Annotated in this window: 1 protein-coding gene; it reads left to right on the top strand. The window is 73.1% G+C overall.

Annotated features, from left to right (window positions below):
* The first annotated feature begins 42 nt into the window (after window positions 1-42).
* Window positions 43-22,104, top strand: coding sequence for a non-ribosomal peptide synthase/polyketide synthase (locus A5767_RS05270; RefSeq protein ID WP_064851846.1), 22,062 nt, complete (start codon window positions 43-45; stop codon window positions 22,102-22,104).
* Window positions 22,105-22,135: the final 31 nt, after the last annotated feature.

Here is a 22,135-nt window from a genome sequence, read left to right as displayed (position 1 = left end):
CACACGCCGATCACGGCCAACAACATCGCTTTCGGAGGGGATATGTCGCTGCGACACCGTCGTCCGCAGATACCGGCCGGCGCTTTCCCGCTGTCGTCTGCGCAACGGGCCATCTGGTTCGCGCAGCAGCTCGCGCCCGAGGTACCCGTGTGCATCGCGCAGTATGTGGATCTGCGCGGCGCCCCGGATCTGGATCTGCTGCGACGCTGCGGATATCGCGCCGGCGCCGAGTTCCAGTCCGCCTATCTGCGGGTCGTCGACGTCGACGGTGAACCCGTCCAGTACGTCGACCCCACCGTCGAGGACCGCAACGAGATCCCGCTGCTCGACTTCCGCGGCGAACCCGACCCGATGGCCGCGGCGCACGAGTGGATGACCGCCGACTACGCCACCCCGGTGGACCTGGCGAACGACCTGCTGGTGAACATGACGATCCTGCAGGTCGCCGACGACCGGTTCCTCTGGTACGCCCGCATCCACCACGTCGCCCTCGACGGATTCGCGGCGATGACCATGGTCAACCGCATCGCCGCCCTCTACACCGCGGAGATCGACGGCCGCGAGCCGGAACCGTCGAAAGCCGCCGACCTGCGCGCCCTGTACGACTGGGACCGCGAGTACCGCAACTCCGAGCGCTACCGCACCGACCGCGACTACTGGATCGAGCGGGTCGCCGGACTCGAGGACGGCTCGACTCTGGCGCAACGCGACGCCCCCACCGCGGCGGTGTCGCTGCTGTCGAGCCACACCCTCCCCGACGACCTCGTCGACGCGCTGACCGCGGTCGACGACGAACCGGGACTGTCGTCGACGGCGGCGGTCATCGCGGCGTTCGCGTGCTATCTGGCGCGGATGACCGGCCGCGACGACGTGATGATCAACCTGCCGGTCTTCGCCCGCACCACCGCCATGGCCCGCCGCTCCGGCGGCATGCTCGTCAACACCGCGCCGCTGCACATCTTTCTCGAACCGGACGACACCCGCACCGACCTGGTGCGGCGGGTGCAGCTCGAACTCACCGGGGCGCTGCGCCACCAGCGATTCAGCCTCGAGGACATCCGCCGCGAGACCGGCGCCGCCGGCGACCCGTACCGCTATGCCGGGCCGATGGTCAACGTCATGCTGTTCCGGCAGGAGATCGTGCTCGGCGACATCCGCGGCGAGTTCCACATCATGACCTCCGGTCCCGTCGAGGACCTGCTGGTCAACATCTATCAGAGCGGCGACCCGGCCCGGACCTTCCTCGACTTCCGCGGCAACCCGCACCGCTACGACGAGGACGAACTCCGTGCCCACCACGACCGGTTCGTCGAACTGCTCGACGATTTCCTGCGCAGCGCCCCCGACCGCGCGGTCGCCGTGATCCATCCGGCCAGCGTGACCCTGGGCGAGCAGCGCCGCCGCGCCGCCGCCGACGCCGGTTTCTGGCGGCAGCAGCTCGCCGACGCCGCCGAACGCCTCGAACTGCCCCGCCCCGTCACCGCCCCCGCCGACGACACCCCCGCCGACGTCGAGGACCGCCTGGCGGTCACGGCCGCGGCGCTCGCCGCGCGTTTCGCCACCACCGAGGGCGACGCCCCGGACACCACCGTCGCCGCCGTGCTGCACGCCGCCACGGCGGCGCTCATCGCCCGGCTCACCGGTCACGACGACGTCCTCGTCGGCGTGGCCCGCGACGGGCGGGTGCTGCCGCTGCGCGTCGAGGTGGACCCGGCCGAGCCCTTCGCCGAGCTGGTGCGGCGCGTGCGCACCCTCGGCGCCGATCTCGCCGCCCACGCCGAGGTCGACCCGGCCGTGCTCGCCGGCCTCGCCCCCGCCTGCCCGGTGGTGCTCACCCTCGACGACCCGACCTCCGCCCCCGCGGACGCGGTGCTGCGCGTGACGATCGACACCACCGGCACCGCCCTGCAGGTCCGCACCGGCTACCGGCCCGACCGGGTGGACGCGCACACCGCCACCACCACCGGCCGGCGACTCGGCCGCGCCCTGACCGCGGTGCTCACCGACCCGCACCTGCCCATCGGGGATCTGCCGTTCGTCGGCAGCGACGAGGTCGCCGGTCTGGTCCCGGCGCACGGCGACCCGGCCCGCTCCGCGCAGACCCTGCCGGAGATCCTGTGCGCGGTCGCCGCGGTGGTGCCGGACACCGAGGCGGTGGTGTGCGAGGACCGGCGTATGACCTACGGCGAACTCGACGCCTGGTCCAACCGGCTCGCCCGCGTCCTCATCGACGCCGGCGCCGGACCGGAGACGTTCGTCGCGGTCGGCATCGCCCGCTCCCTCGAATCGGTGGCGGTGATCTGGGCGATCGCCAAGTCCGGGGCCGCCTTCGTGCCCGTCGACCCGAAATATCCGGCCGAACGCATCGAATACATGCTCACCGACTCCGGGGCGATCCTGGGCCTGACCACCGCCGCGCACCGCGCCGAGCTGCCCGACACGGTGCCCTGGCTCGTCCTCGATCCGGATCTCGACGCGCGGATCGCGCAGGCGAGCGATGAGCCGATCACCGACGACGACCGGCCGGCCACCCTGCTGTTCGACCATCCCGCCTACCTGATCTACACCTCCGGCTCCACCGGCCGCCCCAAGGGTGTGGTGGTGCCGCACCGCGGCCTGGCGAACCTGTCGGCGACCCTGCACACCCGCCTGGCCCCACCCCCGGCGGCCCGGGTCTCGCACTTCTCCTCGCCGAGCTTCGACGCGTCGATCTTCGAGTACATGACCGCCTTCGCCATCGGCGCGACCCTCGTGGTGGTGCCCGCCCACATCTACGGCGGCGACGAACTGGCGGCGCTGCTGCGCCGCGAACAGGTCACCCACCTGTTCTCCACCCCGGCCGCGCTGGCGTCGGTGGACCCGACCGGCGTCGAATGCGAGGCGGTCACCGTCGCGGGCGAGGCGTGCCCACCGGAACTGGTGGCGCGCTGGGCACCCGGCCGCCGGATGTACAACGCGTACGGGCCCACCGAGACCACCATCGTCTGCAATATCACCGACATGCTGGTGCCGGGGGAGACCGTCACCATCGGCCACCCGGTGTGCGGTATCGACGAGCTGATCCTCGACGGCCGGTTGCACCCGGTGCCGGTCGGGATCGCCGGGGAGCTGTACATCGCCGGGCCGGGCGTCACCCGCGGCTATCACGACCGGCCGGGCCTGACCGCCACCCGTTTCGTCGCCGACCCCTTCGGCCCTCCCGGCTCGCGCATGTACCGCACCGGTGACGTCACCCGCTGGCGCATCCGCGACCCGCACCGTCCCGCCCGCTCGGTGACCGTCGAATATCTCGGCCGCTCCGACTTCCAGGTCAAGATCCGCGGGTTCCGCATCGAACTCGGCGAGATCGACGCCGCCCTCAGCGACCGCCCCGACGTCGCCTTCGCCGTCACCCTGGGCCGCGCCGCGCCCTCCGGGGAACAGATGCTCGTGTCCTATGTGCTGCCCGATGCCGGCTGCACCCTCGACCCGGAGCAGCTGTCCGCGGCGCTCGCGGCGCGGTTGCCCGCCCACATGGTGCCCGCCGCGATCATGGTTCTCGACGAGATCCCGCTGACCGCCGTCGGCAAACTCGACCGCACGGCACTGCCCGAGCCGGTCTTCGGCGGCGCCGGTGGGGCGGCGGCGATGTCGCCCACCGAGACCGCGTTGGCCGCGATCTTCGCCGACCAGCTCGGCGTCGCCGAGGTCGGTGCCGACGACAGCTTCTTCGAGCTCGGCGGCAACTCGCTGGTCGCCACCCGGGTGATCTCCCGCATCAACGACGCCTTCGGCACCGATCTGGGGGTGCGGTCGCTGTTCGAGGCCCCCACCGTGCGGGCGCTGGCGGCGAACCTGCCCGCCGGTGACGACGTCGACCGGCCCGCCCCGGCGCCGGTGCTGCCGCGCCCGGACCGCATCCCGGTCTCCGCCGCCCAGCAACGCCTGTGGTTCGTCGACCAGCTCGACCCGTCCTCGGCCGCCTACAACATCCCGATCGCGCTGCGGCTGCGCGGCGCCCTCGACCACGCGGCGCTGGTCGCGGCGACCCGCGATGTGCTCGACCGGCACGAGGCGCTGCGCACCGTCTACCCGGCCACCCCGGCCGGGCCGATCCAGCAGGTGCTGCCCGTCGACGCGCTCGCCCTGGATCTGACCCCCACGGTCACGGACGATCTCGACGCGGACGTCGCGGCGGTGGTCGCGGCCGGTTTCGACGTCACCGTCGACCCGCCGCTGCGGATGCGGCTGTTCCGCGTCGCCGGCGACGAGCACGTGCTCGCCGTGGTGGTGCACCACATCGCCGCCGACGGCGCGTCGCTGGCGCCGCTGTCCCGGGATCTGGTCACCGCCTACGCCGCCCGCGCCGCGGGCACCGCCCCGGACTGGGCGCCGCTGCCGCTGCAGTACGCCGACTACACCCTGTGGTTCGCGGATCTGCTCGGCGACGTCGACGACCCGACCTCCCGCGCCGCCCGGCAACTCGAGTACTGGCGCGAGATCCTCACCGGCGCCCCCGACCTGCTGGCGCTGCCCACCGACCGGCCGCGCCCACCGCAGCAGTCCTTCCGCGGCGCGAGCGTCGACGTCGAGATCGCCCCGGAGCTGTACGGGCGGATCCGGCAGCTCGCCCACGCCCACACCGCCACCGAGTTCATGGTCGTGCACGCCGCCCTGGCGGTGCTGCTGGCCCGCCTGTCCGGCGGCGACGACATCGTCGTCGGCACCCCCGTCGCCGGGCGCAGCCACCGCCACCTCGACGACCTGGTCGGCATGTTCGTCAACACCGTCGCGCTGCGCACCGCCGTACCCGCCGACCTGTCCTTCGCAGACGTCCTCGCCGCGGTGCGCGACACCGACCTGGCGGCCTTCGCGCACACCGACCTGCCGTTCGACCGGCTCGTCGACGCCGTGGTGCCCGCCCGCTCGGCGGCCTACTCGCCGCTGTTCCAGGTGATGCTCGCCTTCTCCGACACCACCGGCGCGCACCTGACCCTGCCCGGCCTGGACGTCGACATCGCCGAAATCGACACGCACACCACCAAATTCGACCTGCATCTGCAGCTCGGCGCGGTCGCCGACGGCGACGGCCGCACCCACGCACTGCGCGGCGCGCTGTCCTACGCCACCGACCTGTTCGATCCCGCCACCGCCGCCGCGATCGGGCAGCGCCTCGTGGGGCTGCTCGAGACGGTCACCGCGGATCCGGCGGTGCCGGTCGGCGACGTGGAGCTGCTCACCGCCGACGAACGCCGCACCGTTCTCGACACGTGGAACGCAACCACCGCCGACACCGGACCCGCCACCACCCTCGGGGAACTGTTCGCCGCGCAGGTCGCCGCGACCCCGCACGCCCCGGCCGTCACCGTCGACGGCCACACCCTCGGCTACGCCGAATTCGACGCGGTCACCAACCGGCTCGCGCGGCGGTTGCTGCGCGCCGGCGCCGGACCGGACCGGGTGATCGCCCTCGCCGCGCCGCGGTCGCTGGATCTGCTCGTCGGCATGTACGCGATCGTCAAGAGCGGTGCCGCCTACCTGCCGCTGGATCCGGAGCATCCCGCCGAGCGGCTGCGCTACGTCCTCGACACCGCCGCCCCGCGCGCGGTGCTCACCACCAGCGATGTCGCCGACGCCCTGCCCGACACCGGCGCCGAGGTGCTGCGCATCGACCGCCTCGACCTCGCCGACGAATCCCCGGCGGCCCTCACCTCGGCGGATCGACCGGAGCCGACCGGCGCGCATCTCGCCTACGTGATCTTCACCTCCGGCTCCACCGGCCGCCCCAAGGGGGTGGCGGTGCCGCACGCCGCGATCGTCAACCGGTTGCGCTGGATGCAGCACACCTATCCGCTGACCGCCGACGACACGGTGGTGCAGAAGACCCCCGCCACCTTCGACGTGTCGGTGTGGGAGTTCTTCTGGCCGCTGCAGGTCGGGGCGCGGCTGGCCGTCGCCGCCCCCGGCGGGCACCGCGATCCCGGTTACCTGCTGCGGCTGTTCGCCGAGGAGCGGGTCACCGTGGCGCATTTCGTGCCGTCGATGCTCGCGGTGTTCGTCGACGCCCTGCACGGCCGCGGCCGGGAGCCGCTCGCGCTGCGGCACGTGTTCGCGTCGGGGGAGGCGCTGCCCGCCGAGACCGCCGCCGCGCTACGCGAGGCGCTGCCGCACACCGCCCTGCACAATCTGTACGGGCCCACCGAGGCCGCGGTGGACGTCACCGCCTGGACCACCACCGACACCGATGCCGGGTCGGTGCCGATCGGGCGCCCGGTGTGGAACACCCGCACCTACGTGCTCGACGCGCGGCTGCATCCGGTGCCCGCCGGCGCCGCCGGCGAGTTGTATCTGGCCGGGATCCAGCTCGCCCGCGGCTATCTCGACCGCCCGGGCCTGAGCGCCGACCGGTTCGTCGCCGACCCGTTCGGGGCGCCGGGGGAGCGGATGTACCGCACCGGGGATCTGGCCACCCGCCGCGCCGACGGTGCCCTGATGTACTTGGGGCGCACCGACTTCCAGGTCAAGGTCCGCGGTCTGCGCATCGAGCTCGGGGAGATCGAGCAGGTGTTGCGCGCCCGCGAGGAGATCGGGCAGGCGGTGGTGCTCGTCCACCACGGCGCCGACGACCGGCTCACCGGCTATCTCGTGCCCACCCCGGGCCGCAGCATCGACACCGCCGCGGTCACCGCCGATCTCGCCGCGCACCTGCCGGATTACATGGTGCCCGCCGCCCTCGTCGTCCTCGACGCGCTGCCGGTCGGCGCCAACGGCAAACTCGACCGCAACGCGCTGCCCGCTCCGCCGGCACCGACCGCCGCCGGTGGCTACCGGGCGCCGCGCACCCCCACCGCACAGCTCGTCGCCACCGTCTTCGCCGACCTGCTCGGCGTCGACCGGGTCGGCGCCGACGACCACTTCCTCGACCTCGGCGGCACCTCCCTGCTCGCGATGCGCGCCGCCGCCCGGCTCGCCGCGGACACCGGCGGTGAGCTCGGCATCCGGGAGATCTTCGACCATCCGGTCGTCGCCGATCTCGCCGCGCATCTCGACCAGCCCGACCGCACCGGCGCCGGGCGCGGCGCCCCGGTGGCCGGGCCGCGCCCCGACCCGGTCCCGCTGTCCCCGGCGCAGCAGCGGATGTGGTTCATCAACCAGTTCGACACCACCTCCCCGGCCTACAACATCGCCGTCGCGCTGCGCCTGAGCGGCAGGCTCGATCAGGCGGCGCTGCAGCACGCCATCGGCGACGTCGTCGCCCGGCACGAATCGCTGCGCACCCGCTATCCGCTCACCGACGACGGGCCCGTGCAGGTCGTGGTGCCCACCGGCGCCGCCGTCCCCGATCTGGTGATGCTCACCGTCGACGACGGCACCGCCCTCGACAGCGAGCTCACCCCGATCCTCGCGGCCGGATTCGATGTGGCCACCGAGATCCCCACCCGCATCCGGGTGCTCGCCCTGGCCGAGGACGAGCACGTGCTCGTGCTCGTCGCCCACCACATCGCCGCCGACGGTTTCTCCATGGGGCCGCTGGCCCGCGACGTCATCGCCGCCTACAGCGCCCGCCACGCCGGGCAGACCCCGCCGTGGACCCCGCTGCCGGTGCAGTACGTCGACTACACCCTCTGGCAGCACCGGGTGCTCGGCGACGACACCGACCCCGATTCCCTGGCCGCCGAACAGCTCCGGTTCTGGCGCGCAACCCTCACCGGCGCCCCGGAACTGCTCGAACTGCCCTTGGATCGGCCGCGCCCGGTGCAGCCGTCGCGGCGCGGCGCCCGCATCCCGTTCACCCTCGACGCGGCCGCGCACCGCCGGCTGCTCGACATCGCCCGCGCCCACGACGCGTCGGTGTTCATGCTGGTGCACGCCGCACTGACGGTGCTGCTCGCCCGCCTGTCCGGCAGCGACGACATCGTCGTCGGCACCCCCGTCGCCGGGCGCGGCCACCGGGCCCTCGACGACCTGGTCGGCATGTTCGTCAACACCGTGGTGCTGCGCGCCCGCGTCGACGACGACGAGCCGTTCACCGCGCTGCTCGACCGCATCCGCACCGGCGACCTGACCGCCTTCGGGCACACCGAGGTGCCCTTCGAGCGGCTCGTCGAGGTCCTCGACCCGCCCCGCTCGACCGCCTACACCCCGCTGTTCCAGGTGCTGCTCGAATTCCAGGACACCGAACGCCCCGAGATCGAACTGCCCGACCTGTCGGTGCGGGTGATCGACCTCGACCCGATGCTGGCGCTGTTCGACCTGCAGCTGTCCATCGCCGAGACCACCGACGCCGACGGCCCCGCCGGCATCCGCGCGTCGTTCACCTACGCCACCGACCTGTTCGACGCCGCCACCGTCGCCTCGTTCGCCGACCGGTTCGTGCGCATCGTCGAGGCGATCACCGACACCCCCGACATCGCGGTCGGCAACATCGACATCGTCACCGACCGGGAACTGGCCGACCTGGCCCCGGCGCGGGGCCTGCCACCGGTCTCACCGCAACTGTGGCCGGAACTGCTCACCTCGATCGCCGCGATCCTGCCCGACGCGGTCGCCCTGCGCTTCGCCGACCGGCAGATCACCTACGCCGAACTCGACGCCTGGTCCACCCGCGTGGCGCGGCTGCTCGTCGACGAGCACCGGATCGGCCCGGAAACCGTCGTCGCGCTCGCGCTGACCCGCTCGCTCGAATCGGTCGCGGTGGTGTGGGCGGTCACCAAGACCGGTGCGGCGTTCGTGCCCGTCGACCCCGCCTACCCACCGGAGCGGGTGAGCTACATGCTCACCGACAGCGCTGCCGCCCTGGGCATCACCACCGCCGCGCACCGCGACGCGCTGCCCGCCGAGGTGCCGTGGCTGGTGCTCGACGATCCTGCCGTCGCCGCCCGGATCGCCGCGACGAGCGACGCACCCATCACCGACGCCGACCGCACCGCCGCGCTGCACTTCGACCACCCGGCCTACCTGATCTACACCTCCGGCTCCACCGGCCGCCCCAAGGGCGTGGTGGTCACCCACCGCGGCATGACCAACCTCAACGCCGAGGTGCGCAGCCACTTCACCATCACCCACCAGGCTCGCGTCTCGCACCTGGCGTCGCCGAGCTTCGACGCGTCGATCTTCGAGTTCACCAAGGCGTTCTGCGCCGGCGCCACCCTGGTGATCGTGCCGCCGGACGTCTACGGCGGCGACGAACTCGCCCGGCTGCTGCGCGAGGAGAAGGTCACCCACGCCTTCATCACCCCCACGGCGCTCGCCTCCCTCGACCCCACCGGACTCGACGACCTCGAGGTCCTCGTCGTCGCCGGCGAGGCCTGCCCACCGGAACTGGTGGCGCGCTGGGCGCCGGGACGGCGCATGTTCAACGGCTACGGCCCGTCCGAGGCCACCATCGAGACCAGCGTCAGCCCGCAACTGCGGCCCGGGCACACCGTCACCATCGGCGGCCCCGCCGTCGGCTTCCACCAGACCGTCCTCGACGACCGACTGCGGCCCGTCCCCGTCGGGGTGGCCGGCGAGCTGTACATCGCCGGGCCGGGCGTGGCCCGCGGCTACCATCGCCGCCCCGACCTCACGGCCGCCCGGTTCGTCGCCGACCCCTACGGCATCCCCGGCGAACGCATGTACCGCACCGGGGATGTGGTGCGCTGGCGGCACGACGGCACCGTCGAATATCTGGGCCGCTCCGACTTCCAGGTCAAGGTGCGCGGCTTCCGCATCGAACTCGGCGAGATCGACGCCGCGCTCACCGCCCACGACGCGATCGTCTTCGCCCATACCATCGGGCACCCCGCACCCAGCGGCGACACTGTGCTCGTGTCCTACATACTGCCCGACACCACCGACACCACCGCCACGCAGATCGATCCGCGGGCACTGCGCGCCTGGGCCGCGGCGCGGCTGCCCGGTCACATGGTGCCCGCCGCGGTGGTGGTGCTCGATGAGCTGCCGCTGACCCCGGTCGGCAAACTCGACCGCCGCGCCCTGCCGGTGCCGGACCTGACACGGCTCGGCGGCGACTACCGTCCCCCGAGCACCGACCTCGAGGCAACCGTCGCCGAGATCGTCGCCGAGGTCCTCGGGCACCCGCAGGTCTCCGTCGACGACAACTTCTTCGATCTCGGCGGCAACTCGCTGATCGCCACCCGCGTCGTCGCCCGCCTCAACGCCGCGCTCGGCACCGACGCCGGGGTCCGTGCCCTGTTCGAGGCGCCCACAGTGCGGGCGCTGGCCGCGCGGATCCTCGACGATCACGGTGGGCACGGACGGGTGCCGCTGGTCGCCGCCGACCGGCCCGAACGGTTGCCGCTGTCCCCGGCCCAGCAACGCATGTGGTTCGTCAACCAGTTCGACACCACCTCCGCCGCCTACAACATTCCGCTCGCCATCCGCCTGTCCGGCCGCCTCGACGTCGCGGCACTGACCGGAGCGGTGCGCGACGTGCTCGACCGGCACGAGAGCCTGCGCACCTGGTATCCCGGCGACGAACAGGGCCCGCGCCAGGTCGTCGTCGACACCGACCGGGTGCTGCCGGCGCTCACGGCGCGGCCGGTCACCGGCGACGACCTGCCCACCGACCTCGCCGACTTCGTCGGTGCCGGTTTCGACGTGGCCGCGGCGGTGCCGGTGCGGCTACGGCTGTGGCGCCTGGACGAGCACGCTCATGTCCTGGCGGTGGTGGTGCACCACATCGCCGCGGACGGCTCGTCGATGGCGCCGCTGGCCCGCGACCTGATGCTCGCCTACACCGCCCGCACCGGCGGGACGGACCCGGATCGGTCGCCGCTGCCGGTGCAGTACGCCGACTACGCCCTGTGGCAGCGCCGGCTGCTCGGCGACCCGGACGACCCGACCTCCCTCGCCGCCGCGCAGCTGCGGTTCTGGCGCGACACCCTCGCCGACGCCCCCGAACTGCTGCCGCTGCCCACCGACCGGCCGCGCCCCACCCAGCGCAGCTTCCACGGTGCCCTGCACCGCTTCACCGTGCCCGCCGACGTGCAGCGGCGCCTCGAGGCGCTGGCCGCCGAGCACGACACCACCGTGTTCATGGCCGTGCACGCAGCGTTCGCGGCGCTGCTGGCCCGCCTGACCGGCACATCCGACATCGTCATCGGCTCCCCGGTCGCCGGTCGCGGCCACCGCGCCCTCGACGACCTGGTCGGCATGTTCGTCAACACCGTGGTGTTGCGCACCCCCGTCGACGGGGCGCTGTCGTTCACCGACCACCTGCACCGCACCCGCGAGATCGACCTCGCGGCCTTCGGGCACACCGAGCTGCCCTTCGAGACCCTCGTCGACGTGCTCGCCCCGGCCCGCGAGACCGACCGGTCCCCGCTGTTCCAGGTGGTGCTCGAATACGGCAACACCGAACGGGCCCACCTGGTGCTGCCCGAACTCGAGGTCGACGCCCTCGACCCGGAGCTGCCCGTCGCCAAGTTCGACCTGCAACTGACCCTGCAGGATCCAGACCCGACCGGAACAGGGGAGAGCGACGGAATGCCCGCGGCGTTCACCTACGCCACCGACCTGTTCGATCCCGACACCGTCGCCTCCTTCGCGCAGCGGCTGGTGCGGCTGCTCGACGCGGTCACCGCCGACCCGCACCGCCCCATCGGCGACGTCGACCTGCTCACCGACGACGAACGTCCCACCGCCCCGGCGCCGCTGCGCCCGGCCACGGCGAGCGTGCTCGGCTCCGCCTCGGCGTCGCTGCTCGATCTGTACGCCCGCGGCGCCGGACTCGACCCGGCGGCGATCGCGGTCACCGCCCCCGACGGGACGCTGCTCTACGACGAGCTCACCGACCGGGTGCAGCGCCTGGCGCGGCTGCTCGTCGAGCACGGCGCCGGACCCGACCGGCTCGTCGCCGTCGCCCTGCCGCGCGGCACCGACCTGATCGTCGCGCTGCTCGCCGTATTGCACAGCGGCGCCGCCTATCTGCCCATCGACGTGGCGTTCCCCCCGGACCGGCTCGCGTACATGTTCGACGACGCGGCCCCGGTGTGCCTGCTCACCACCGCCGACCACGCCACCGCTCTGCCCCCGCACACCCCGCCGATCGTGGACCTGCACGACCCGGCCGTGCGCACCCGCCTCGACGAGATGCCCAGCGGCGGTGACGGATTGCCACGCGTGCACCCGGAGGCGGCGGCGTACGTCATCTACACCTCCGGCTCCACCGGCCGCCCCAAGGGCGTGATGGTCCCGCACCGCACCGTCGTCACCCTGCTCACCGACACCACCGAGATGTTCGGTTTCGACGCCTCCGATGTGTGGACACTGTTCCACTCCTACGCCTTCGACTTCTCGGTGTGGGAACTGTGGGGCGCCCTCGCCCACGGTGGCCGGCTCGTCGTCGTCGACTACCACACCGCCCGCAACCCGCAGGAATTCCTGGCACTGCTGCGCCGCGAACGGGTCACCGTGCTCAACCAGACCCCGACGGCCTTCTACCAGCTCATCGACGCCGACCGCGCCGCCGGCACCGACCTGCCGGCGCTGCGCCGGGTGATCTTCGGTGGGGAAGCCCTCGACTTCGGGCAGCTCGACCGCTGGTACCGGCGCCACGACGACACCGCCCCGACGCTGGTGAACATGTACGGCATCACCGAGACCACCGTGCACGTCACCGCCCGCACCATCACCCGCGAACTCGCCGCCACCGCCGCGGCAAGCCTGATCGGCCCACCGTTGCCGTCGCTGCGCCTGCACATCCTCGACAACCGGCTGCATCCGGTGCCCACCGGGGTGATCGGCGAACTGTACGTCTCCGGCGCCCAGCTCTCCCGCGGCTACCTGCACCGCCCCGATCCGACCGCCACCCGGTTCGTCGCCGACCCGCACGGCGCCCCCGGCGACCGGATCTACCGCACCGGGGACCTGGCGCGCCGCACCCGCGACGGCGAGATCGAATATCTCGGCCGCGCCGACTTCCAGGTGCAGCTGCGCGGTTTCCGCATCGAGCTCGGCGAGATCGAAGCGGCGCTGCTGCGCGCCCCCGGTGTCGGCCGCGCCGTGGTCGTCGTCCACACCGACCCGGCCTCCGGTACCGACCGGCTCGTCGGCTACGCGGTACCCGAACCCGGCCACGACCTCGACGTCGACGTGGTGCTCGAGCATGCCGCCGGGGAACTCGCCGCGTACATGCTGCCGTCCACCCTGATGGTGCTCGACACGCTGCCGGTCACCGCAACCGGCAAACTCGACCGGCGCGCGCTGCCCGCCCCCGACTTCGCCGCCCGCACCACCGTCTCCCGCGCCCCCGCGCGCGGCCACGAAACGGTGCTGGTGGAACTGTTCGCGCAGGTCCTCGGTCTGCCGACGGTGGGGGTGGACGATTCGTTCTTCGCCCTGGGCGGCGATTCGATCATGTCCATCCAGCTGGTCTCCCGCGCGAAGGCCGCCGGCCTGGACCTGACTCCGCGCGAGGTGTTCGAACACAAGACCCCCGCCGCGCTCGCCGCCGTCGTCGGCACCGCCACCCCCACCGAAACGCTCGCGGAGCTGCCCGGCGGTGGGGTCGGGGACATGCCGCTACCGCCGATCGCGCACTGGATGCTCGACCGCGGCGGCAGCATCGGCCGCTACTCGCAGGCGCTGCTGCTGCGCCTGCCCACCGGCCTGGACGCGGCGACGCTGCGGGCGATCGTCACCGCGGTCCTCGACCGGCACGACATGCTGCGCGTGCACCTGCACGCGGTGCCGGACGTCCCCGGCGGGCACGTCCTGCACGTGCCCGCCCCGGGCAGCGTCGACGTCGACACCGTCATCCACCGGGTGCCGGTGACCAGCGCCGCGGACAGCGACGACTTCTTCGCCCTGGCCGCCGCCGAACTCGACGCCGCCGCCGACCGCCTCGACCCGCACAGCGGGCGGGTGGTGCAGCTGGTGTGGTTCGACGCCACCAGCGGCGCCGGCCGACTGCTCATCGTCATCCACCATCTCGCCGTCGACGGGGTGTCCTGGCGCATCCTCGTCCCCGACCTGGCCGCCGCGTGGGCGGCCGCCGCGGCCGACGGCGCCACGAGTGGTGCGCTGCTGCCCCCCCACACCGGCACCAGCGTGCGCCGCTGGGCCCACGCCCTGCGCGACGCCGCCCCCACCCGCCGCACCGAACTCGACTTCTGGCGCGCCATGCTCGACGGACCGAACCCGCCGCTCGGGCACCGCCCCTTCGATCCGGTCCGCGACACCAACGCCACCGTCATCACCGTCGCCACCGAACTGCCCACCTCCGTCACCGAGGCGCTGCTCACCGCCGTGCCCAACGCCTTCCACGGCGCCGTCGACCACGGCCTGCTCACCGCACTCGCCCTCGCGGTGGCGGCGTGGCGCCGCGACCGCGGCCACCACCCGGCCCAGCTGCTGCTCAACCTCGAAGGGCACGGCCGCGACAGCAATGCCGCCGCCGGCGCCGACCTGTCCGGCACCGTCGGCTGGTTCACCACCATCCACCCGCTGCGCCTGGACCTGACCGGCATCGACCTCGACGACGCGCTCGCCGCCGGCCCGGCCGCCGGTCGCGCCGTCAAGACCGTCAAGGAACACCTCGCAGCCGTCCCCGACCACGGCACCGGCTTCGGGCTGCTGCGCTATCTCGACCCCGACACCGCCACCGAACTCGCGAACGCACCGACGCCGCAGGTCAGCTTCAACTATCTCGGCCGCCCCACCGCCGGGGTCACCGACACCGACACCCCCTGGCTGCCCATCGACGGCTTCCCCCACGGCGGGGCACAGAGCCCGAACATGCCCGCCGCCGCGGTGCTCGACATCAACGCCGTCACCACCGACACCCCCACCGGGCCGGTACTCGAGGTGCACTGGTCGTACCCGGCCGGGCTGCTCGACGACACCGACGTCACCGCCCTCGCGCACCACTTCGCCACCGCCGCCACCGCACTGACCCGGCACACCCGCAGCCCGCACGCCGGTGGCCTGACCCCCTCGGATCTGCCGCTGGTGCGACTGCACCAGGACGTCATCGAACGTCTCGAGCAACGCTACGGGCCCCTGGACACGGTGTGGCCGACCGCGCCGCTGCAGACCGGGCTGCTCTTCCACGCCCTGCTCGCCGGGGACCGCCCCGACGCCTACATCGTGCAGCTCGTCCTCGACCTGCGCGGCGAGGTCGACGCGAGCCGGATGCGCCGCTCCCTGCAACTGCTGCTCGACCGGCATCCGGCGCTGCGCGCGGCGTTCCCCGCCGCCGGCGACGGACACGTCCAGGTCATCCCCACCCACGTGGAAGTGCCGTTCACCGTCGCCGACACCAGCGACGACCCCGACCCGGACGACGCCGCCGCGCAACTGCTCGCCCTCGATCGACGCACCCGCTTCGACACCGAGACCACGCCGCTGCTGCGCGCGACCGTCGTGCACACCGGCCCGGGCCGGCACCTGCTGGCGTTGACGAACCATCACCTGCTGCTCGACGGCTGGTCCACCCCGGTGCTGATCCGGGAACTGCTGATGCTCTACGCCACCGACGCGGACCAGCGGGCACTGCCCCCGGCGCCGCACTACGGCAGCTACCTCACCTGGCTCGCCGACCGCGACCCGGAAGCCTCCCTCGACGCCTACCGCCGCGCCCTCGCGGGGGTGGACGAACCGACCCTGCTCGCCCCGCAGCACCGCCCCGGCACCACCGTCGGGATCTCCGAGGACCTCGACCTCGACCTGGACACCGCTCTGTCGGTGCGGTTGCACGACACCGCCACCGCCCGCGGCGTCACCGTCAACACCCTCGTGCAGACCGCCTGGGGTGTGGTGCTCGGCGCCCTCACCGGCCGCACCGACGTGGTGTTCGGGGCGACCGTCTCCGGGCGGCCACCGCAGATCCCCGGCATCGAGGCGATGGTCGGGTTGTTCATCAACACCGTCCCGGTGCGCATCACCGTGCGGCCCGACGACACCGTCGGTGCGCTCGTCGACCGGGTGCAGGCCGAACAGGTCGCCCTGCTCGATCACCACCATCTCGACCTGGGCACCCTCGACCGGCACCTCGGGGCCGCCGTGCGATTCGACACCCTCACCGTCTTCGAGTCGTACCCGGTCGAACGCGCCGGTCTCGACCGCGACACCGACCTCGGCGGCATGCGGGTCGCCGACATCACCGGCCGCGACGCCGCGCACTACCCGCTGTCGGTGGTCGTGCACACCGACACCGCGGTGCACCTGCGCATGAAATACCTGCCGGAGGTCTTCGACCGCGACGCCGTCGCCGCGATCGCCGCGCGCATCACCGCTGTGCTCGACGCACTCACCGGCGACCCGGCCGCCCCGATCACCGCGCTGCCGGCACTCACCGCCACCGAGCAGGACGCGCTGCTGCCGGTGCACGGCCCGGCCGGGGGCAGCGACGTCGCCCTGCCGCAACTGCTCGCCGCGACCGCCGCCGCACACCCGGACCGGCCGGCCCTGCGCGAGGGGGAGCGGGTGCTCACCTACCGCGAACTCGACGAACGCTCCACCCGGCTGGCGCGGGTGCTGCTGCGCCGCGGCGCCGGACCGGAGACCTTCGTCGCCCTCGGCATCGCCCGCTCCGTCGAGTCGGTGACCGCGATGTGGGCGATCACCAAGACCGGGGCGGCGTTCGTGCCCGTCGACCCGCGCTATCCGGCCGAACGCGTCGCATTCATGCTCGACGACTGCGGCGCCACCGTCGGTGTGACCACCACCGCACACCGCGACCGGCTCCCGGACACGGTGCCGTGGCTGCTGCTCGACGACCTCGACCGCGACGCCGCGGGCGAGGACACCACCACGATCGACGACACCGACCGCCCCGCTGCGCTGCGGCTCGATCATCCCGCCTACCTGATCTACACCTCCGGCTCGACCGGCCGCCCCAAGGGTGTGATCACCACCCACCGCAGCCTGGACAACTTCGCCCGCGACCAGCGCAGCCGCTTCGGTGCCGGACCCGGCGCGCGGGTCATGCACGTCTCGTCGCCGAGCTTCGACGCGTCGATCTTCGAATACCTCCTGGCGTTCGGGTCCGGCGCCGAACTGGTGATCGTGCCCCCGCACATCGTCGGCGGCGCCGAACTCGGCGCGCTGCTGCGCGAGCAGCGGGTCACCCACGGGTTCATCACCCCCGCCGCGCTCGCCTCCCTCGACCCGGCGGATCCGACCGACCTCACCGATCTCGCGGTCGGTGGGGAGGCGTGGCCGGCGGACCTGCAGGCCACCTGGGCGCCCGGGCGGCGTCTCGTCGACGCCTACGGGCCCACCGAGACCACCATCATGGCCGCGATCAGCGACCCCCTGGGCGTCGACGACCCACTGACCCTCGGCGGTCCGCTGCGCGGGGTGCACGCCGTCGTCCTCGACACCGCGCTGCGACCCGTGCCGTTCGGTGCCGTCGGTGAGCTGTACCTGGCCGGCTGGGGCCTGGCCCGCGGCTATCACGCCCGGCCCGCGCTGACCGCCGCCCGGTTCGTCGCCGACCCCTACGGCGCCCCCGGCGAACGCATGTACCGCACCGGGGACCTGGTGCGCTGGGTCGGTGACCTCGACCGGCGGGATCTGCGCATCGAATACGTCGGCCGCAGCGACTTCCAGATCAAGATCCGCGGTTTCCGCGTCGAACTCGGCGAGATCGACGCCGTGCTCGCCGCCCACCCGGCCGTCGGATTCGCCGCCACCGTCGCGCACCGCGCCCCGAGCGGAGAGACGGTCCTCGTCGCCCACCTGCACCCCGCACCCGGCGCCGACATCGACCACGCCGCTGTGAAATACCATGTCTCCGAGCATCTCCCGGCGCACATGGTGCCCACCGTCATCAGCGTGCTCGACGAGATCCCGCTGACCCCCGTCGGTAAACTCGACCGCGCCGCCCTGCCCGCACCGAACCTGACCGCCGGCACCGGCGACCGTCCGGCACCCACCGACCCGCTCGAGTCGCTCGTCGCCGACGAACTCGCCGACGTGCTCGGCCTCGACCGACTCGGCGTCGACGACAACTTCTTCGACCTCGGCGGTAACTCACTGCTCGCCACCCGCGCCGTCGCCCGCCTCGGCGACCGGCTCGGCCGACCCGTGCCGGTGCGCGCCCTGTTCGAAGCCCCCACCGTCGCCGCGCTCGCCGCACACCTCGACGACCGGCCCACCACCGAGGTCGAGGAACCCACCGCCGACACCACCTCCGGCCCGATCGCCGGACCGCGCCCCGAGCACATCCCGCTCTCCCCGGCGCAGCAACGACTGTGGTTCATCAACCAGTTCGATCCGACCTCCGCCGCCTACAACATCCCCCTGGCGATCCGGTTGTCCGGGCATCTGTCCCCGGCCGCGCTCGGCGCCGCCCTGCACGACGTGCTGGCCCGGCACGAGAGCCTGCGCACCATCTACCCGGCGTCGGCGGCCGGACCGCACCAGCGGATCCTCGCCGCCGCCGACGCCCCGCTGCCGCTGGACGTGGTGCCCGCCGGAGAGGACACCGTGCACACCGCCATCGCCGACTTCCTCGGCGCCGGATTCGACGTCACCGTCGACATCCCGGTGCGGGCGCGGGTGTTCTCCTTCGGCCGCGACGACCATCTCGCCGTGCTGGTCGTACACCACATCGCCGCCGACGGCGGCTCCACCGGCCCGCTCGCCCGCGACCTGATGATCGCCTACGCCGCCCGCAGCCGCGGCGAGACCCCGGCGTTCGGGCCGCTGCCGGTGCAGTACGCCGACTACACCCTGTGGCAACTCGACCGGCTCGGCGACCCGGACGACCCCGGCACCCTCGCCGCCGACCAGACCACCTACTGGCAGCAGCGCCTCGCGGGGCTGCCGGAGGTGCTGCCGCTGCCCACCGACCGACCCCGGCCGCCGCAGCAGTCCTTCCGCGGCGACATCACCCGCTTCACCGTCGACGCCGATCTGCTCGCCCGGCTGCAGCAGCTCGCCGCCGTCCGGCACAGCACCGTGTTCATGACCGTGCACGCGGCGTTCGCGGTGCTGCTCGCCCGCCTGTCGGGCAGCGACGACATCGCCGTCGGCTCGCCGGTCGCCGGTCGCGGACACCGCGCCCTCGACGATCTGGTGGGCATGTTCGTCAACACCGTCGTGCTGCGCACCGCGGTGCCCGCGCAAGCGTCGTTCACCGAGCTGCTCACCGCCGTCACCGACAGCGACCTCGATGCCTTCGCGCACGCCGACCTGCCCTTCGACCGGGTCGTCGACGCGCTCGCCCCGACCCGCTCGACCGCACACTCACCGCTGTTCCAGGTCTCCATCGAATTCCACACCGCCGAACTGCCCGCGGTGGAACTGCCGCACCTGAGCGTGCAGGGCGTCGCCCTCGACCCGACGGTGTGCAACTTCGACCTCGAACTGCTCATCGGGGAGAACGCCGAAGGTGGCCTCGACGCCGCCTTCGTCTACGCCACCGACCTGTTCGACGCCGAGACGGTGCGTGGCTTCGCCGACCGGTTCACCCGGCTGCTGCACGCGATCGCCGCCGACCCGCACCGTCCCGTCGGCGATCTCGACCTGCTCACCGCCGCAGAACACACCGCGCTGGTGCCCGCCATCGGACCGCAGGCCGAACCGGCGGTGCTGTGGCCGCACCTGCTCGACACCGCCGTTGCCACCGCCCCGGACGCGGTCGCGGTCGTCGACGACGACCGGCAGGTCACCTACCGCGAACTCGACGCCCGCGCGCACCGGCTCGCGCGGCGCCTGCTCGACCGCGGCGCCGGACCCGAACAGGTGATCGCCCTGGCGATCCCGCGCTCGCTCGAATCGGTCACCGCGGTGTGGGCGACGGTGCGCAGCGGCGCGGCATTCGTGCCGGTCGACCCCACCTATCCGGCCGACCGCATCGCCTTCATGCTCGACGACAGTGCCGCGCGCATCGGCATCACCGTCGCCGCGCACCGCGACGCGCTGCCCGACGAGGTGGACTGGCTCGTCCTCGACGACCTCGACCTCACCGCCGGGCCGCTCGCACCGATCGACGACGCGGACCGGCCGACGGTGCTGCGCCCGGATCATCCGGCCTACCTGATCTACACCTCCGGCTCCACCGGCCGCCCCAAGGGCGTGGTGGTCACCCACCGCGGCCTGGCCTCCCTCGCCCGGGAGGAACGCGACCGTCTGCAGGTCACCGCCGCGGCCCGGGTGTCGCATCTGGCGTCGCCGAGCTTCGACGCGTCGATCTTCGAGCAGATGATGGCGCTGTGCGCCGCGGCGACGCTGGTGATCGTGCCGCCGCACGTCTACGGCGGCGACGAGCTCGCCGCTGTGCTGCGCGCACAGCGGGTCAGCCACGCCTTCATCACCCCCACCGCGCTGGCCTCGCTCGACCCGCACACCGTCCCCGAACTGCACACCCTGCTCGTCGCCGGCGAAGCACTCCCACCGGAGCTGGTGGCACGCTGGGCGCCGTCGCGGCGGGTGATCGACGCCTACGGTCCCACCGAGGCGACGATCATGACCTCCCTCGGCGAGCCGCTCACCGTCGGCGAACCCGTCACCATCGGCACCCCCAGCCGCGGTTTCCACGCCCTGGTCCTCGACGGGCGGCTGCAACCCGTCCCGGCCGGGGTGGCCGGGGAACTATATGTCGCCGGGCCGGGTCTGGCCCGCGGCTACCACGACCGGCCCGCGCTGACCGCCGCCCGGTTCGTGCCCGATCCCACCGGCTCGGGGGAGCGGATGTACCGCACGGGGGATCTGGTGCGGTGGACCACCGATCATCGCCTCGACTACGTCGGCCGCACCGACTTCCAGGTCAAGATCCGCGGCTTCCGCGTCGAACTCGGCGAGATCGACGCCACGCTGACCGCGCACCCGCAGGTGGTCTTCGCCCACACCCTCGGCCACACCGCCCCGTCCGGGCAGGCCGTGCCGGTTTCCTACCTCCGCCTCGCCCCTGATACCGACATCACCGCCGCCGAGGTGAAAACGTTCGTCGCGCAGCATCTTCCGCCGCACATGCTGCCGGCGGTGATCACCGTGCTCGACGACATCCCGCTCACCCCGGCCGGCAAACTCGACCGCGCCGCGCTGCCCGCCCCGGATTTCACCGCCCCGGTCGGGGACTACCGGGCGCCGCGCACCGACCTCGAAAAGCTCGTCACCGACCTGTTCGCCGAGCATCTCGGCCTCGACCGGGTCGGTGTCGACGACGACTTCTTCGACCTCGGCGGCACCTCGCTGCTGGCGACCCGGTTGCTACCGGCGCTCGGGGAACGACTCGGGCGGCGGGTGCCGATCGCGTCGATCTTCACCCATCCGACCCCGGCAGAACTCGCCGCACACCTGAGCAGCGGCGAGTCCGAGGAGAGCAACGGCATCGACGAGGCGTTCCGGGTGCTCGTGCCGCTGCGCCCCGGCACCGGCACCGCGCTGTTCTGCATCCATCCCGCCGCGGGGCTGGCCTGGCCGTACAGCGCCCTCGCGCACCGCCTCGACGACGACCGGCCGGTCTACGGTCTGCAGTTGCCGGCCCTGTCCGGTGGTCCGCGGCACGACACCATCACCGCGCTGGCCCGCCACTACGTGCGGGAGATCCGCCGGGTGCAGCCGCACGGCCCATATCACCTGCTGGGCTGGTCGCTCGGCGGGGTGGTCGCGCACGCCGTCGCCGTCGAACTGCGCCGCGACGGGGAGATCGTCGACACCCTCGCCCTGCTCGACAGCCACCTGATGGTCGGGGCGTCCCCGGCCGTCGGCACCCGCGACATGCTGCGCGATCTCGGGCTTCCCGTCGACGACGGTGAGCCGAGCTTCGAACACGCCGCCGCGGTGCTCGACGAGGCGTTCGGGGGCGGCACCGGCCTGACCGCCGCCCACCTCGAACGGCTGCACGCCGGGTCGACCGACACCGCCCGCGCCGCGCGGCGGCACGAACCGGACACCTTCGACGGGGACGCGTTGTTCTTCACCGCGGCCCGCTCGGAGACCCCGGTCCCGGCGGTGGCGGCCTGGCACAACGTGATCGCCGGCGAGATCCACCAGTACCGGCTCGACTGCGATCACCACGAGATGGTGAGTGCCCGGGCGGTGGAGACGATCGTCGCGGTGCTCTCGGCCCGGCTGACCGAGAGCGACGCGGCGCTGCGCCGGTGGGGACGAGTCGCGGTGCAGGGGGTCCCGGCAGTAATGGCGCAAAAAACAACGAGGTTCGCGTAGCGCCTGGTCCGGGTAGACGGACGAGTCGTTG

The organism is Rhodococcus sp. 852002-51564_SCH6189132-a (assembly GCF_001665495.1).
GTDB classification, from domain to species: Bacteria; Actinomycetota; Actinomycetes; order Mycobacteriales; family Mycobacteriaceae; genus Rhodococcus; species Rhodococcus pyridinivorans.
The sequence above is the reverse complement of the archived record's forward strand: the minus strand, read 5'-3'. Positions and strand labels throughout refer to the sequence as shown.